Origin of the sequence: Streptomyces sp. NPDC058650 (genome assembly GCF_042717315.1) — a bacterium.
Lineage (GTDB): Bacteria > Actinomycetota > Actinomycetes > Streptomycetales > Streptomycetaceae > Streptomyces.
Map to the genome: position 1 here is coordinate 68,225 of NZ_JBHXRL010000024.1, position 16,025 is coordinate 84,249.

Consider the following 16,025-nt stretch of genomic DNA (forward strand, 5'->3'; position numbering starts at 1 on the left):
CCACACGCAGGCGCGACCGCCGGGCACAGTCGGGGACCACCGGGACACCGGGAAGGGGCAGCGGGTTGACCACGCACGCACCACAGACGGCGCAGTCCGTGACGCTGCCCGCCTCGCTCGACGAGGCCGTGGCGGCGCTCACCGCCATGCCGGCCGCCGTGCCCGTCGCCGGCGGCACCGACCTGATGGCCGCCGTCAACCGAGGACAGCTCCGCCCCGCCGGACTCGTCGGCCTGAGCCGCATCAACGAGATCCGCGGCTGGCAGTACCAGGACGGCCACGCCCTCCTCGGCGCGGGCCTCACCCACGCCCGGATGGGCCGCCCCGACTTCGCCGCGCTCATCCCGGCCCTCGCCGCCGCGGCGCGCGCCGCCGGGCCGCCCCAGATCCGCAACGCGGGCACCCTCGGCGGCAACGTGGTCACCGCCGCGCCGACCGGCGACTCGCTGCCCGTGCTCGCCGCCCTGGAGGCCGACCTCGTCGTCCTGGGCCCGCTCGGCACCCGCGAGATCCCCGTCTCCCACCTGCTCGCGGGCCGCGACCTGCTGGCCCCCGGCGAACTCGTCGGCTTCGTCCGCGTACCGCTGCTCCACGCCCCCCAGGTCTTCGTCAAGGCCACCGGCCGCACCGGCCCGGCCCGCGCCACCGCCTCCGTCGCCGTCGTCCTGGACCCGGCCCGGCGCGGGGTGCGCTGCGCGGTCGGCGCCGTCGCCCCGATGCCCCTGCGCCCGCTGGAGGCGGAGCGCTGGATCGCCTCGCTGGTGGACTGGGACAACGACCGGGGCCTGGCCCCGGAGGCGCTCGCGGCGTTCGGCGAGTACGTCGCCGCCGCCTGCATTCCGGACCCGCCGGGCGACGAACAGCTGCCGCCCGCCGTACTGCACCTGCGGCGCACGGTCGCCGCACTCGCCCGACGGGCACTGGGGAGGGCACTGGCATGAGCAACGACGAACAGCACGGGAACCCGGGCGGCTGGGAGCCGATCCCGCAGAGCGAGGGGTACGACGGCGACGCCACCGCCTTCGTCCAGCTGCCGCCCGACTTCATGCTGGACGGCGTGCCCCTGGAGGCGCCGGGCCACGGCTACGTACCGCCGATGATCATGCCGCTGCAGCCGCTCACCCCGACGGCGGCGACCGATCCGTCGGCGACGGGCACGTGGACGGCCTACCTGCCCGCGGATGCGGATCAGGTCCAGCACTTCGACCAGGTCGAGCACGTGGACCACGAATTCGGCCACGGCCGGGGGGCCGAGTACTTCGAGCGGGGCGAGTACGTCCAGCCCGTCGAGGAGTTCGGTCAGGACCCGCACGCGACGGCGGAGTGGAACTTCGCGGGCACGGGGTCCACGGGCCAGTGGGAGATCCCGGTCGCACCCGAGGTGGCCGTACCCGAGGTGGCCGTATCCGAGGTGGCCGAGCCCCCGCTCCCCACCGCGTACGACCAGGCCCCGGCGACCCTGCCGGGCGGCGCGCCCGCGCCCTGGGCGCTGCCGGAGGAGCCGACCGCCGAGGAGCCGGTCGTCGAGGAGCCGGTCGCGGAGACCGAGGTCGTCGACGCCGGCGAGGCGGAAGCAACCGCAGGAGTCGAAGAGGAAGCCGAGCCGGAAGAGGCCCAGGCGGCGGTCCCCGTGGACGCCGCGGCCGACGCTCCGGCCGAGGGGCCCGACGCGACGGCCTCCGTGCCCGGCGGCGCCTACGCCTCCACCGACAGCGACGAGCACCCCCACACCTCGTACACCCTGCGGGTCAACGGCACCGACCGGCCCGTCACCGGTTCCTGGATCGGCGAGTCCCTGCTCTACGTCCTGCGCGAGCGCCTCGGCCTCGCCGGGGCCAAGGACGGCTGCTCCCAGGGCGAGTGCGGCGCGTGCAATGTGAAGGTCGACGGCCGGCTCGTCGCCTCCTGCCTGGTCCCGGCGGCGACCGCCGCCGGCTCCGAGGTGCGGACGGTCGAGGGGCTCGCCACCGACGGCGAGCCGTCCGACGTGCAGCGCGCGATGTCCAAGTGCGGCACCGTCCAGTGCGGCTTCTGCATCCCGGGCATGTGCATGACCGTGCATGACCTCCTGGAGGGCAACCACGCCCCCACCGAGTTGGAGACCCGCCAGGCCCTCGCCGGCAACCTGTGCCGCTGCTCCGGCTACCGGGGCGTCCTCGAAGCCGTACGCGACGTCGTCGCCGAGCGCGAGGCGAGCGCCGCGGCCGCGGCACACGCCGCTCCCGACGCCGCCGGGCCGACCGGACCCCGCGTCCCGCACCAGATTCCCCACCCGCACGACGGAGGCATGGCGTGAGCAGCGACGCGACCACCGCCGTTCCCGGTCCCGTGGTCCTGGACACCCCCGGGGCACTGGACCAGGAACCGGCCGCGCACGGCCTCGGCACCTCGCTCCCGCAGGCCGAGTCACGGGCGAAGACCGAGGGCACGTACCCGTACGCCGCCGACCTGTGGGCGGAGGGCCTGCTCTGGGCCGCGATCCTGCGCTCCCCGCACCCGCACGCCCGGATCGTCTCCGTCGACACGTCGGCCGCGACGGCCATGCCGGGCGTACGGGCCGTGGTGACGGCCGCCGACGTGCCGGGCGCGGCGACGTACGGCCGCCGCGTCGCCGACCGGCCCGTCTTCGCCTCCGACCTGGTCCGGCACCACGGCGAGGCCCTCGCGGCCGTCGCCGCCGACCACCCCGACACGGCCCGGCTCGCCGCGGCCGCGATCAGCGTCGAGTACGAGGTCCTCGACCCGGTGACCGACCCGGAGAAGGCCTTCGCCGCCGAGGCGCTGCACCCCGACGGCAACCTGATCCGGCACATCCCGCTGCGCTTCGGCGACCCGGAGGCCACCGGCGAGATCATCGTCGAGGGCCTGTACCGGATCGGCCGCCAGGACCCGGCGCCGATCGGCGCCGAGGCGGGCCTCGCCGTGCCGCGCCCCGACGGAGGCGTCGAGCTCTACACCGCGTCCACGGACCCGCACACCGACCGGGACCTGGCCGCCGCCTGCTTCGGCCTCCAGCCCGAGCAGGTCAAGGTGGTCGTGACCGGCGTCCCCGGCGCCACCGGAGACCGGGAGGACCCCGGCTTCCAGATCCCGCTGGGCCTGCTCGCGCTCCGTACCGGCTGCCCCGTGAAGCTCACCGCCACGCGCGAGGAGTCCTTCCTCGGACACGCCCACCGCCACCCCACCCTGCTGCGCTACCGCCACCACGCGGACGCGGAAGGGCGCCTGGTGAAGGTGGAGGCGCAGATCCTGCTCGACGCGGGCGCGTACGCCGACTCCTCGTCCGAGTCGCTCGCGGCGGCCGTGGCCTTCGCCTGCGGCCCGTACGTCGTCCCCCACGCCTTCGTCGAAGGCTGGGCGGTCCGCACGAACAACCCGCCGTCCGGCCATGTGCGGGGCGAGGGCGCGATGCAGGTGTGCGCCGCCTACGAGGCGCAGATGGACAAGCTCGCGGCCAAACTGGGCGTGGACCCGGCCGAGTTGCGCATGCGGAACGTGATGGCGACCGGCGACATCCTGCCGACCGGCCAGACCGTGACCTGCCCGGCCCCGGTCGCCGAACTCCTGTCCGCCGTACGCGACTTCCCGCTCCCGCCGCTCCCCAAGGACACCTCGGAGGACGACTGGCTGCTGCCCGGCGGCCCCGAGGGCGCGGGCGAACCCGGCGCGGTGCGGCGGGGCGTGGGCTACGCCCTCGGCATGGTGCACATGCTGGGCGCGGAGGGCATGGACGAGGTCTCGACGGCGACCGTACGGGTCATGGACGGGGTCGCCACGGTCATCTGCTCGGCCGTGGACACCGGTTCGGGCTTCTCCACGCTCGCCCGCCAGATCGTGCAGGAGACCCTCGGCATCGACGAGGTCCAGGTCGCTCCCGTCGACACCGACCAGCCGCCGTCGGGCCCGTCCGCCCACGGCCGCCACACGTGGGTCTCGGGCGGGGCGGTGGAGCGCGCGGCCAAGATGGTCCGTACGCAGCTCCTCCAGCCGCTGGCCCACAAGTTCGGCATGTCGACCGAGCTGCTCCAGATCACCGACGGCAAGATCACCTCGTACGACGGCGTCCTGTCGACGACGGTCACGGAGGCGATGGACGGCAAGGAACTCTGGGCGACCGCCCAGTGCCGCCCCCACCCCACCGAGCCCCTCGACGAGGACGGCCAGGGCGACGCCTTCGTCGGCCTCGCCTTCTGCGCGATCCGCGCGGTGGTGGACGTCGACATCGAACTCGGCGCCGTACGGGTCGTGGAGATGGCCGTCGCCCAGGACGTCGGCCGCATCCTCAACCCGGCCCAGCTCACCACCCGTATCGAGGCGGGCGTCACCCAGGGCGTCGGCGCGGCCCTCACGGAGAACCTCCGCACCGCCAGAGGTCTGGTCCGGCACCCCGACTTCACCGGCTACGCACTTCCGACATCCCTGGATGCCCCGGACATTCGCATCGTGAAACTCGTCGAGGAGCGCGACGTCGTGGCCCCGTTCGGCGCGAAGGCGGCGAGCGCGGTCCCGGTCGTCACCTCACCCGCCGCAGTGGCCTCAGCGGTGCGCGCGGCGACCGGACGACCCGTCAACCGGCTCCCGATCCGCCCGCAGGCGGCAGTCGCCGTGCCCAATTCGTAACCATGTGATGTCCGTTGCTTGTGCAACCCGGAGGTGCGCACTGTCGTCGTTCCTGACTACAGTGAACTCCTAGACTTGGATTGACGCGGCACGGTAGTTCACACGGGGGAGGAGCGGGCATGCAAGCCTCGTTGGGTGGGATGGCGTCCGGGATGCGGGCGCAGGCCGTCAAGTACAGCGCCGACTCCATGGAGACGTTCAGGAAGCAGGTCGAGGGGCTCATCGAGCAGCTCCAGGGCTCGCAGGCCGGAACCGGGAAGCTGAAGGCCGACCCGGTGACCCGAACCCAGTTCGGCGGCGGCGGGGCGGCCTGGGGCGAGGCCCAGAGCGCCTACGCGGCGTACGACGGGACGCTCTCGCGCCTGGTGGAGCTCTCCGGTCTGCTCAGTGACTGCCTGGAAGGCCTGGGGATCGCGGTCGTCGCCTCCAAGAACGGCTTCGAGGAGATGGACGACGACATCAAGCGCAAGATGATCGGGATCCACCAGCGGACCTTCGACGCCAAGGAGAAGGCGGACAAGGAAGCGGGCCGCGGAGCGCCGGCGAGCGAAGGCGGCAAGACCACCGAGAGTGGCGGCAACTTCCAGTAGGCGGGCGCGGACGGAATTTCGGGGACACGGGGAAGAGGCGAGAGATGAGGCCTGCAGAGGGCGGCGGCGTCGGCGGAGGCGTCGGCGGAACGAACTTCCGCGGCATGAAGCACGAGCAGATGCTGGCGTGGCTCGACGAAGCCAGCAGCTACAACATCGGCAGCGCGGCGGACCGGCTGAAGGTCGTCTCGCAGCAGTTGGAGGTCATCGCCAGTCAGTTGCAAGCCAGCATGGGGCGCATGGACTGGGAGGGCGAGGCCGAGAAGGCCTTCGTCGAGTGGGCCAACAACGTGGCCAATTCGACGAAGGGTCTCGCGGACTACAGCGAGCGCGGAGCCATCTGGATGACGGAGAACGCCGCCGCGATCTCCTTCGCGCAGAGCGCCATGCCCCGGTACGCCTCCCACGAGTCCGCCAAGGCGAACCTGGAAGCCGCGACGAAGTACCGCAACGACCCCGACTCGGCGACCGTCGCCCGCAACTCCCGGAATGCCATGGCGGCCAGCGAAGAGCTCGCGGCCATCGAGGCCAAGGAGGAGGCGAACCGGCAGGCGGCGGCGGACGAGATGATCCGCCTGTCGCAGGCGTACCAGTGGTCGAGCTTCCACATGGGGACCACGGAACCGCCGACGTTCCCGCCGCCGCCGGGGGCGTTCGTGCCGGAGAACCCGGATGTGCGGGACGACTCTTCCTACATCGGCTCCACTCCGCAGGGCGACAGGTCCGTCGGTACGGACACGACCACGGGCCGACAGCGGACAGGCACCCAGCCGGATGGTCACCGGTCCACGCCCGACACGACCGTGACCCCGCCGAAGGGTGACACGGACGGGCCGACTCAGGTGATCAGGCCCGAGGACACGACCGTGGTCCCGCCTGGCGCCCGGCCTGACGTCAGGCCCGACGTTCCCGTGGACCTGGGCATCGACAGCGTGGACACGCTGCCGGCACAGACCACGACCACCGGTCCGGGGCCGACGACGCAGGGCACACCGCCGCCGATCACGAAGGACGGCGGTACGCCTCCGTTCGTGACCACCGGCATGCCTCCGGTGGTCACGAAGGGCGGGCCGGGTCCCCTGGCCCCCACCGCTCCCGTCACCGGAGGCGGTGGAAACCACCGCGGTCCGGTGACCGGCGGCCAGCGCACCGGGCTCAACGTTCCCCGCGAGGGCATCAGCGGCGGTCGCCAGGTGCAGAGCACGCACGGGCGTCCCGCGACCGGGATCCCGCGCAGCACCGTCATCGGCACGGAGCAGGGTGGGCGTAACGGCGCGGGCATGGGCCGCGGCCCCATGGGCGGCGGTATGGGCACCTCCATGGGTGGTGGCACGGGCGCAGGGCAGAACGGCATCAGCGGCGGTCGCCGCCTCGCCGGTGAGACCGGCGGGGTCGTCGGCGGCAAGGCGCAGCGCCCCGGCGCGGCCGGTGCCGCGGGCGGCGCGCGTCCCTTCACGCCCGGCGGCTCCGGCCTCGTGCGCGGAGCCACCACACCGGCCGGTCGCGAGCCCGAGGACACCAACGGAGAGCGTCCCGACTACCTGGTCGAGGACGAGGAAACCTGGCAGCAGGGCAACCGCCGCACGGCGCCGCCCGTCATCGACTGATCAGCGCGAGGAAGCAGATGTCTACCAGCACTATTCGTCGGAGCCGTGCCCGAGTCACCGCCTCGGCCGCCTTGGGGATGCTGCTGGTGGGCATCGCTCCCGTCCCCGCCCACGCGGAGGACTTCCGTGCCCAGCAGTGGCACCTGGATGCTTTCGGCGCCGAGGAGATCTGGCAGCTCAGCACGGGCAAGGGCGTCACCGTCGCGGTGATCGACTCCGGTGTGGACAAGCAGAATCCGGATCTCCGGGGGCAGGTGCTGGAGGGCAAGGATTTCGCGGCCTCCGTCCAGTCCGGCGACCAGTTCACCGACTACACCGGGCACGGCACGGGCATGGCAGGCCTCATCGCGGGCACCGGTGAACGTGACGGTGGCAACGGGGCGTTCGGACTGGCCCCCGGTGCCAAGATCCTTCCGGTCCGCGTTCCCGGGTTGGACGACAACGGGGTCAGCAAGGCCGAGGGCGGGAAGGACTTCAACCGTGTCCTCCCTCCAGCGATCAGGTACGCGGCTGACGCCGGCGCCAAGGTCATCAACATCTCCCTCGGCAACGAAGCGGGCTCGCAGGAACTCACCGACGCGGTGAAGTACGCCCTCGGCAAGGGATCGCTCGTCTTCGCCGCCGTCGGTAACAGCGGCGACAAGGGCAACCCCGTGGAGTTCCCGGGTGCGACTCCCGGTGTCGTCGGGGTGGGCGGCGTCGACAACAAGGGGGCGCGAATCTCCAACTCCCAGCATGGCGACCAGGTCGACATCGTCGCCCCCGGCAAGGACACCGTGCACGCCTGCGGAGGTGGCACGGGCATGTGCAAGTCCACCGGTACCAGTGACGCCACCGCCCTGGCCTCCGCCGCCGCCGCGCTCCTGTGGTCGAAGCACCCCGACTGGACCAACAACCAGGTCCTGAAGGTCATGCTCAACACCATCTCCAAGCCCGTGGGCGACAAGCGCAGCGACTTCCTCGGGTACGGCGCCATCCGCCCGCTCCGTACGCTGAAGACGCCCGGCGACCCCGGCCCGGCCGACGTCCGGCCCATCGACGACCTCACCGAGGTCGCGACCGCCACGCCTTCCGCCCCCGAAACCCGGCCCTCCGACCCCGGTCCGGTAGAGGCCACCACCGCCGCCCCCGCGCCGGCCCCGCAGGCCGCAGCCTCCTCCGAGGGCGGCAACACCGGGCTCTGGATCGGGCTCGGGATCGGTGCGGCCGTGCTGCTCGGTGTCGGCGTCGCCGTACCCGTACTCCGTTCGCGGCGAGGCTGAGTCAGCCCGTACCGCCGAACGTCCGTGACTCACGTGGGGAAGTAGATGTCGTTCGACGAGGAGTGGACCCAACTCCGCAGCGAGACCACTGCCATGAGGCTCAACGGCGTGCCCGCCGAATCCGGCGGGGGCAGTGGTGGCCCCAGCGACTACAAGGTGACGTCCGCCGACCTCAAGGCCATCGGCAACGAGGCCCAGGAGCTCTTCCACTGGTTCGAGCGGGACGCCTTCCACGCGGGCGCCCAGACCGGCACGGCGGCCAATAGCCTCGACGGCGACGGATTCCTGACCGGATCCGCGATGTGGACCATGTGGGACACCTGGCGCGACCAGGCCGAGACGCTCCTCAGCGCCTGCGCGCACATCCACAACCACCTTGAGGACACGGTCATCAGCCACGCCAACCATGAAGAAGTGCTGGTCACGAACTTCTCCATGTCCACGATCGACGAGCACTTCAAGTAAGCCGACGGCACGGCACCGCACGGCGCTGCAATGGCTGACGAGGGACGTTAGATGCTGAAGTTCGACCAGGTCCTCCACGCCCGGCTCGGCAGCCTCAAGGAGGCTGTCACGGGCTGGTCGGAGGCGGTTTCCAAGCTGGAGAAGTCCAAGGAGAAGGCCGACACCGGCCTCAGGGGCAAGGCGGAGAAGGCCGACTGGAAGGGCGAGAACGCCGGGGTGACCCAGGCGTTCGTCCGGAAGACCGCCAAGGAGTTCGGCGACGCCCTCACCGAGGCGACCAGCATCCGCAACATCCTGCGGGACGCGGAGAGCGAGTTCCAGGCCGCGAAGAGCGAGCTGGAGAAGCTGGTCGCGGAGGCCCCGGGCAAGGGGATCCGCATCGACCAGGACGGCGTCGTCAGCCACCTGATCCACCCCGACCGCCGCGCCAAGGACTACGACGGGCCCAAGCCCGAGCAGGCCGACTTCGAGGCGATGCGCTCGGCGATCAAGGCCGCGGTCGACCGGGCGAACAACGCCGACGACGTGGCGTCGAGGGCGCTGCGCGGCCTCGTCGGCTCGGACAGGAACAACTTCTCCGGCACGAGCTACGACTCGCTCGCCGCCGCCTCGAAGGCGCAGGACGCCGAGGACGCGCACGCCGCCTACGAGCTGTACAAGAAGGGCGACGAGGCAACCCCGGCGGAGATCGACAAGCTCAACGCCCTCTTCAAGGCCAACCAGAAGGACCCGTACTTCGCCGAGAAGTTCGCCCTGGAGGTCGGGCCGAAGGGCAGCATGGAGTACTGGGCCGACATGGGCGACCCGAGCGACGGCTCGCGCCTCGGCGTCGACCACCGCGACAAGCTGAAGGAGCTCCAGACGAACTGGAGCATGACGCTCGCCACCGCCACCCACTCCACGAGCCCCGAGATGGAGCAGTGGAAGTCCGACGTCATCAAGGCCGGCAGCGAGCCCATCCAGACGCGCGGCACCAGCCCGTACGGCTTCCAGGTCATGAGCAACCTGATGCGGGTCGGCGACTACGACGACAAGTTCCTGAAGGACTACGGCAACGGTCTCGTGGTCACCGAGCGGAAGATGACGCACGACGGACGGCTGCCCGCCGACCGCGCCTGGCAGCAGATGAGCGGCATGCCGAGCCACCTGAACTGGCAGGGCGGCGACCTGGGCAACGACCCCATGATCGGCTTCATGGAGGCGCTCGGGCACAACCCCAAGGCGTCGACGGAGTTCTTCAACAGCAGCATCGACGTCACGCCCGAGAACACCAAGGACAACAAGAAGCTCGACCCCTTCGACTACTTCTCCAAGGACCGCCAGTGGCCCGAGGAGCTGAACGACAAGGGCGACAGGACCAAGGAGCCCGGCTACAACGCGCTCGGCCACGCCCTGGAGTCCGCGACCACCGGCCATCCGTACGACGCCGAGGCCGAGGGCCTCAAGGACGTGCGGACCAAGGAGAACGCGGAGGTCATGCAGAAGGTCGTCGAGCGGTACGGCAGCGAAGCCAAGTACATGCACCAGCAGCCGGGCATCGACGACAGCCTCGGCAAGATGGGCGCCGCCTACATCGACGAGCTGAACCGCTCCCTGGAGACGGACAGCGACACGACGATGGAGGAGAAGACGAACTCCCCCTTCGGCTACAACGACGACAAGGGCAAGTCCCGGTTCGGCGAGGAGTTCGACACCGGGCTGCTCTGGAACCGTGGCGACGCCGTCAACTTCATGGGGATCGTGTCGCAGAGCGAGACCGGCCACGCCACGCTCTCGGCGGCCGAGATGCTGTACACGACGAGCGTCCTCGACGAGGTGGGCCCCAAGCCCGGATCCACCTTCGAGGACCGGGACCTCACCGACGCCCGGACGACCCTGCGCATCGGGTCCGAGGCGCAGGGAATCATGGACGAGTCCCGCATGGCGCAGATCGACAAGGACTACGAGAAGGACTCCGAGGAGCACAAGAAGGCCGTCGGCAAGACGACCGAGTGGGTCAAGTTCGGGGTCGGCGCGGTCGCGGCGGGCGGTGTCGTCGCGCTGACCGGCGGCGCCGGTGGCGTACTCGTACCGCTGGCCGCCGAGACGGTGGGCGGCGCCGTGGTGACCTTCATCGCCATGGAAGCCGACGACATGGCCCAGAAGTACGAGAAGGACGAGCTGCTCAAGAAGAAGTCGGACGACCTGAAGGACGAGGCACTGGCCATGGGCAAGGAGAACTCGCTCAGGCCGGGCATCGCCTACGCGAACGCCCCCGGCTGGAGCGAGCGGGACCGGAACTACCTCGACGAGGAACTGGTCAAGTACGTCCGCGACTCGCGCATGCACTCCCGCGACAACTCGCTCCCCGACCCGTACGAGAAGAAGTGACCGACATGCGGTCTGCGTTGACGCGACTTGGTACGGCCGTGGCCGTGGCCGCCCTCCTCGGCGGCTGCTCCGGCGGCGACGGCGGGGAAGCCCCGAAGGAACCGGAGGGACTGGCGGCGGCCGAGGTCTGCGGGGGATTCGCCAAGGAAGCGCCCGCTGCGGCGGCGCTCAAGGCAGTCCTGGGCAGCGAGCGTTTCGAGGACGACCTGTCGAAGCCGGACAAGGCTCTGTCCAGGCTGCGTGACGCCGCCGCCGCGCCGTGGGCCGACTCCTACCGGCCGCAGGCGGTGCGGTATTGCGGCCTCCGGCCCGCCGAGGGCGGTCAGAAGGACCTCAGGATCGAGGTGGGCGCGGTGGGGAAGGGCCCGTACCTGGGACCGCAGCTCGCCAAGTCGGTGACCTCCTACGTGTCAGGCCTTGAGGCCTTCACTTCCTCCGGCCTAGGCCATGTCTACTTCTCCTGCCGGCTCAAGGAGCCCGCCCACACGATCGTCGTAGAGACGACCATCTGGGGCCCCGCCGGAATCCCGGACACGGACCTGGAGCAGCGGACCCGCCTCATCACCCTCGCCAACGCGGCGGCCCGGCAGGTGTCCGGGGAGCTGGGCTGCGAGGACGACGGGCTCGCTGCGGGCGTGCCCTCGCCGACCGCGCACCCGACGTCGTAAGGCGGCGGGGCGGGGCGCCGACTCACCGGCCGTAGACCGGCACGGCGTAGATCCGGCCGGCTCGGGCGATGAAGACGCGGTTGCCGTCGCTCGCCAGCTGGTAGGCGCCCTCGCCCTTCATCTTCGCGACGAAGAGCCGCTCGTGGGTGGTCTTGTGGAGGACCTGGACCTCGCTGTTGTCGGGCTTGTGGAACCAGACCGTCGAGCCCGCCACAGCAATGGGGTTGAGGGTGCCGGCGCCCGAGCCCAGGCCATCCAGGGAGTCGTACCAGTCCGAGACCGGGTGGCGGGTGTCCGGCATGGTGCTGAAGCGATAGACGCTGTAGCCGCGGTTGGCCAGGACATAGTCGCCGTCCACCGCCGGGGTACCCCAGCCGTATGACTCAGTGAGGGGCTCTTCCTCCCAGAGGAAGTCGCCGCGGTCGAGCCGACGGGCCATGAACGTGCGGCCGACGAGGTAGGCGATGTTGTCGCCGAGCACGGGGGGCTGACCGTCGGTGCCCTGGTTCTTGACCTCCCAGTCCGTCTCGCCCGTCTCGGTGTAGAGCCCGGCGACGTAGCCGTCCCTGCCGTGGATCACGAGCCGCTTCCTGCCCACGGCGGCCTTCGCGGGGCCGTTGTGGGAGCGGGGGGACGTCATCGGGCGCGTCCAGGTGGTGGCGAGGGTCCAGGCGTTGACCGCGCGGAGCTCGTTGTCCTTCGACACCAGGTAGACGTGGGTGTCGTCGGCGGCGAGGAGGTCGTCGACGTCGTTCTGGGTCTGCCAGACGGGCTTTCCGGTGGAGGCGACGAAGGCGTGCGCCACGCCGTTCTTGTCGACGCCCACGACGAGCCGGTCGGCGACGGAGACGTAACCGGCGTCGGCGTCGATCTCCTTGGCCCGCCACCGCTCCTTGCCGGTGGTGACGGAGAGCGCGAGCAGGCCGCCCGTCCTCGCCTGCACGATCACCACGTCCCGTACAGGCAGGGGGAGCTGTCCGCCTGTCGCCGTGACGTCCTGGGGTCCCCACAGGGGCGTGGGGGTCTTGCCGTACGGGTTGTCGATGATCGAGATGAACGCCGCCTCGGGGGTCGCCACGGCGGGCGGCACGTCGGCGGTCGGGGACTTCTCCTCGCCGCGGTTCAGCCACCAGGCCCCAGCCCCGCCACCCGCGCCCAGGACCGCCACGCCCACGGCCGCGCCGGTGAGGAAGCGGCGCCGGGTCGGCCGCCCGCCGGGTACGGCGGTCTCCTCGGGCGCCGCCAGGCGCTTCGTCGCGGTCTCGCGCCGCTTGATGTCCTCGGCCAGCGGGCCCTTGCGCCAGGCGCGGTCGGCGCCCTTCGGAGGGGCGAAGGCCTGGGCCACCTGCGGGGGAGCCGGGCGGTACGCCGGGTCCTTCGCCAGGCACGGGCCGATCAGCTCCTGGAGCTCCGGCGGGACCATGCTGAGGTCCGGGGCGCCGTGGACGACCTCGTACTGCACCGCCGCCACGTGGGCCGCGTCGAAGGTGCGCCGGCCGCTCGCCGCGTACGCGAGGACCGCGCCCAGCGAGAAGACGTCCGAGGCCGGGCCGACACGCTGACCCAGGACTTGCTCCGGCGCCCCGTACCCCGGGGTGACCGGGATCTGCCCGGTCGTCGTGAGGGTGAGCCCGTGCTCGGGGCGGGCGATGCCGAAGTCGATGATCCGCGGACCGGTCGAGGTCAGCACGATGTTCGCGGGCTTCAGGTCGCGGTGGACGAGCCCGGCGGCGTGGATGTCGTGGAGCGTGCGCGCGAGGTGGGCGGCGAGGGCGCGGACCGTCGGCACGTCCATCGGCCCGTACGCGCGGACGGCGACGTCCAGCGTCGGCCCGGCGAGGAACTCGGCGGCGATCCACGGCCGCCCGCCCTCCGTCTGCGCGTCGAGGACCCGGGCCACGCCGTGGCTCGTGACGGCCCGCGCCATGTCGGCCTCGCGGACGAAGCGCTGGGCGAGGTGCTGGTCGTGGGCGAGCTCGGGGCGGAGGACCTTGACGGCGGCGGGGGCTCCGGAGGAGTCACGGCCGACGTACACCTTGCCCATGCCGCCCTCGCCGAGGACGCCGAGGAGGCGGTACGGGCCGAGCCGGAGCGGGTCGCCGGTGGCGAGGGGCTGCGTGGTCACGAGGGTTCTTTCCGGTGCGGTGGGGCGTGGTGAGGGGGGAGACCGAGGGCGAGGGGCGGGCTGTCAGGCGAAGGGGATGGCCACGACGGACGACTTCCCGGCGCCGATGATCCGGGTCCGGTCCTTGTCGACGACGTAGCGGGTGGCGTCCGTCGGGAACACCCAGGCGGAGAGGCCGCTGTCCAACTCGACCGCGCTCAGGCCGCCCCGCACGGGCGCGTACACGTACCTGTCGCCGACCACAGGGGCGGCGAAGAAATCGGGAGTCAGGGAGCGGGGCGAGGGCGACTCGTTCCAGTGCCGGGCACCGATCACGGCCCTGACGACCACGAGACCCGGCTCGTCCCTCGCCTCGTGCGCGTAGACGAACCCACGCGAGACAGCTGGTACGCCGTAGTTGGTGCTGCCGGTGCCGGTGCCGGAGCCGTACTCCCAGGCGATGCCGCCGTCGGTGAGCCGCAGTGCCCGGAGCCGGTCGCCGCCAAGGTAGACGTGCCGGTCGTCGGTCGCGAGGTGGCCGGGGATGAACGCGGAGGAGTCCTTCAGCGGGAGCCGCCGCTTCCACAGCTGCTGCCCCGTGCGCACATCCCGTGCCTGGACGAGGAAGGAGTCGAGGTCCCCGCTGTTCTTGCCGAGGATCAGCCGGTCGCCGACGACCTGGGCGAGCCACGGCCGGACACCGTCCCACTCGTACGGCTGCCGCCAGGCCTCCTTGCCCGTGCGCAGGTTGACGGCGAGCAGGTGCCAGCCGACCTTGTCCAGGTCCGAGTCGAGCTCCCGCTTGCCCAGGCGCGAGGCGGTGAAGAGGATGCCGCCGGTCGCGGTGAGGAGCTGCGTGGTCGTCCCGTCCAGGCCCTTCAGCTCGATCGTGCGGGCCGCCTCCTTGCCGGTGCGCGCCGCGAGCGTACGGATCTTCAGGGCCCCCGGGCCCTCGTAGGGGCCGTCGGACAGGTAGTAGTTCGTGCCGTCGGTGGTGACCTGGTGGGGCTCCATGACCGCGCGGTCGGCCCAGAGTTCGCTGCCGCTCTTCGTGTCCACGGCGCGGAAGGAGACGGTTTCGGCGAAGCCCACGACGTCACCGGCGATCAGCGGGGTGATCCTCTCCTCGCGGTCGAGGACTTCGTCCTGCCACAGCGCCGCGGGCGAGCCGTCGGCGGCCGTCGTCGCGGGGATGGCGGTGGGGCCGGTCGGGGTCGGGGTGCCGCCCGTGGCCGTACCGCCTTCCGTGTCCCGGGAGTTCAGCCACGTCCACACCCCCGCGCCCGCTCCCGCGAGGCCCAGCAGGGAACCTCCGCCCAGAGTCAGGGCGCGGCGGCGGGAGAGCGGGGTGTCCGGGGCGGTCTCCGCGAACGCGGCTCCCGCCGGGACCGGGAGGCGGTGCGGCGCGTGGAGCCAGACGTCCGTCGCGCGGCGGGCGATGTCGGCGAGGAGGAGCGGGGGGAGATGGTCCGCGAACTCACCGTGTCCGTCGTGGAGATGGTCGACCAGGACGCCCGTCGTCGGGCGGGCCGCCGGGTCCTTGGCGAGGCAGGCCGTCAGGAGCGGCAGCAGCGCCTCCGGTACGCCGGTGAGGTCGGGCTCGGCGTAGCGCACGCGGTACAGGAGGTCGGCGGGGGAGCCCGTACCGAAGGGGCCGTGGCCGGTGGCGGCGAAGACCAGGACGCCCGCGAGCGCGAACACGTCGCCGGCCGGGGGGTGTTCCTGGCCGCTCGCCTGTTCCGGCGACATGAAGGCGGGGGTGCCGGCCGCCGCTCCCGTACGGGTCAGGTGGTCGTCGCCGGCCGCGCGGGCGATGCCGAAGTCGATGATCTTCGGGCCGTAGGCGGTGACGAGGACGTTCGACGGCTTCAGGTCGCGGTGGACCACGTCCGAGGAGTGCAGCTGGGCGAGGGCTCCGGCGAGCGCGGCGCCGAGGGCGCGGACGGTCGGCTCGGGGAGCGGGCCGCCGAGCGCGACGGCGTCGTCGAGCGGCGGGCCGAGGACGTACTCGGTGGCCAGCCACGGGGTCTCGGCCAGCGGGTCGGCGTCGACGACGGCCGCGCCGTGGCGCGCGCCGATGATCCGCGCCGCGTCCGTCTCCAGCCGGAAGCGGGCGCGGAAGGCGGGGTCGGTGGCGAGCCGGGCGTGCACGGTCTTGAGGGCGACCGTCCGGCCGCCGGGCGTGCGCGCCAGGTAGACCGTGCCCATGCCGCCGGAGCCGAGGCGGGCGAGGAGGCGGTACGTGGCGACCGCGGCCGGGTCGTCGTGGGTCAGAGGCGACAGCATGAGGTCAGGTCCGTCGGATCGAGAGCGGGGCGGGGGCAGGGCAGGGGGAGGGT

General features: G+C 72.1%; 11 protein-coding genes. 9 read left to right on the forward strand and 2 right to left on the reverse strand.

Annotated elements, in window-relative coordinates; genetic code table 11:
• The first annotated feature begins 65 nt into the window (after positions 1 to 65).
• The 9 genes from ACFWWU_RS31670 to ACFWWU_RS31710 all read left to right on the forward strand — a co-directional run bounded on the left by ACFWWU_RS31670 (position 66) and on the right by ACFWWU_RS31710 (position 11,582).
• Positions 66 to 941: a xanthine dehydrogenase family protein subunit M gene (locus ACFWWU_RS31670; RefSeq protein ID WP_024761671.1), complete on the forward strand. Its 876-nt coding sequence runs from the start codon at positions 66 to 68 to the stop codon at positions 939 to 941.
• Positions 938 to 2,296 (forward strand): 2Fe-2S iron-sulfur cluster-binding protein, encoded by a 1,359-nt coding sequence (locus tag ACFWWU_RS31675; RefSeq protein WP_384150676.1) that lies wholly within the window; start codon positions 938 to 940, stop codon positions 2,294 to 2,296. The genes ACFWWU_RS31670 and ACFWWU_RS31675 overlap by 4 nt, the downstream gene beginning before the upstream one ends.
• Positions 2,293 to 4,620, forward strand: coding sequence for a xanthine dehydrogenase family protein molybdopterin-binding subunit (locus ACFWWU_RS31680; protein ID WP_384150679.1), 2,328 nt, complete (start codon positions 2,293 to 2,295; stop codon positions 4,618 to 4,620). Before ACFWWU_RS31675 ends, ACFWWU_RS31680 begins: the two co-directional genes overlap by 4 nt.
• Before the next feature lie 119 nt (positions 4,621 to 4,739).
• Positions 4,740 to 5,210, forward strand: coding sequence for a hypothetical protein (locus ACFWWU_RS31685; RefSeq protein WP_384150682.1), 471 nt, complete (start codon positions 4,740 to 4,742; stop codon positions 5,208 to 5,210).
• A gap of 44 nt (positions 5,211 to 5,254) precedes the next feature.
• Positions 5,255 to 6,817 (forward strand): hypothetical protein, encoded by a 1,563-nt coding sequence (locus tag ACFWWU_RS31690; protein ID WP_384150685.1) that lies wholly within the window; start codon positions 5,255 to 5,257, stop codon positions 6,815 to 6,817.
• A gap of 17 nt (positions 6,818 to 6,834) precedes the next feature.
• Positions 6,835 to 8,079 carry a type VII secretion-associated serine protease mycosin gene (gene mycP / locus ACFWWU_RS31695; protein ID WP_384150688.1) on the forward strand — a complete coding sequence of 415 codons (1,245 nt, stop codon included), beginning with the start codon at positions 6,835 to 6,837 and terminating at the stop codon, positions 8,077 to 8,079.
• Between the two features lie 45 nt (positions 8,080 to 8,124).
• Positions 8,125 to 8,544, forward strand: a complete 420-nt coding sequence (locus tag ACFWWU_RS31700) for a hypothetical protein (protein ID WP_384150691.1) — start codon at positions 8,125 to 8,127, stop codon at positions 8,542 to 8,544.
• 51 nt (positions 8,545 to 8,595) lie between these two features.
• Complete coding sequence (locus tag ACFWWU_RS31705; RefSeq protein ID WP_384150694.1) at positions 8,596 to 10,914, forward strand: hypothetical protein; 2,319 nt, start codon at positions 8,596 to 8,598, stop codon at positions 10,912 to 10,914.
• 38 nt (positions 10,915 to 10,952) lie between these two features.
• Complete coding sequence (locus ACFWWU_RS31710; RefSeq protein WP_384150697.1) at positions 10,953 to 11,582, forward strand: hypothetical protein; 630 nt, start codon at positions 10,953 to 10,955, stop codon at positions 11,580 to 11,582.
• 22 nt (positions 11,583 to 11,604) lie between these two features.
• Here ACFWWU_RS31710 and ACFWWU_RS31715 read toward each other — a convergent pair whose 3' ends face one another.
• A complete protein-coding gene (locus ACFWWU_RS31715) occupies positions 11,605 to 13,707 on the reverse strand; it encodes a protein kinase (protein ID WP_384150699.1) in 2,103 nt (700 codons plus the stop codon).
• Positions 13,708 to 13,770: 63 nt separating this feature from the next.
• A complete protein-coding gene (locus ACFWWU_RS31720) occupies positions 13,771 to 15,972 on the reverse strand; it encodes a protein kinase (RefSeq protein WP_384150702.1) in 2,202 nt (733 codons plus the stop codon).
• Between the last annotated feature and the right edge of the window lie 53 nt (positions 15,973 to 16,025).

What these genes read in the sequence shown, in the direction of transcription:
- ACFWWU_RS31675 (WP_384150676.1), top strand. Translation starts at nt 938, where the DNA reads ATGAGCAACGACGAACAGCACGGGAACCCGGGCGGCTGGGAGCCGATC.
- ACFWWU_RS31685 (WP_384150682.1), top strand. Translation starts at nt 4,740, where the DNA reads ATGCAAGCCTCGTTGGGTGGGATGGCGTCCGGGATGCGGGCGCAGGCC.
- ACFWWU_RS31690 (WP_384150685.1), top strand. Translation starts at nt 5,255, where the DNA reads ATGAGGCCTGCAGAGGGCGGCGGCGTCGGCGGAGGCGTCGGCGGAACG.
- mycP (WP_384150688.1), top strand. Translation starts at nt 6,835, where the DNA reads ATGTCTACCAGCACTATTCGTCGGAGCCGTGCCCGAGTCACCGCCTCG.
- ACFWWU_RS31700 (WP_384150691.1), top strand. Translation starts at nt 8,125, where the DNA reads ATGTCGTTCGACGAGGAGTGGACCCAACTCCGCAGCGAGACCACTGCC.
- ACFWWU_RS31705 (WP_384150694.1), top strand. Translation starts at nt 8,596, where the DNA reads ATGCTGAAGTTCGACCAGGTCCTCCACGCCCGGCTCGGCAGCCTCAAG.
- ACFWWU_RS31720 (WP_384150702.1), bottom strand. Translation starts at nt 15,972, where the DNA reads ATGCTGTCGCCTCTGACCCACGACGACCCGGCCGCGGTCGCCACGTAC.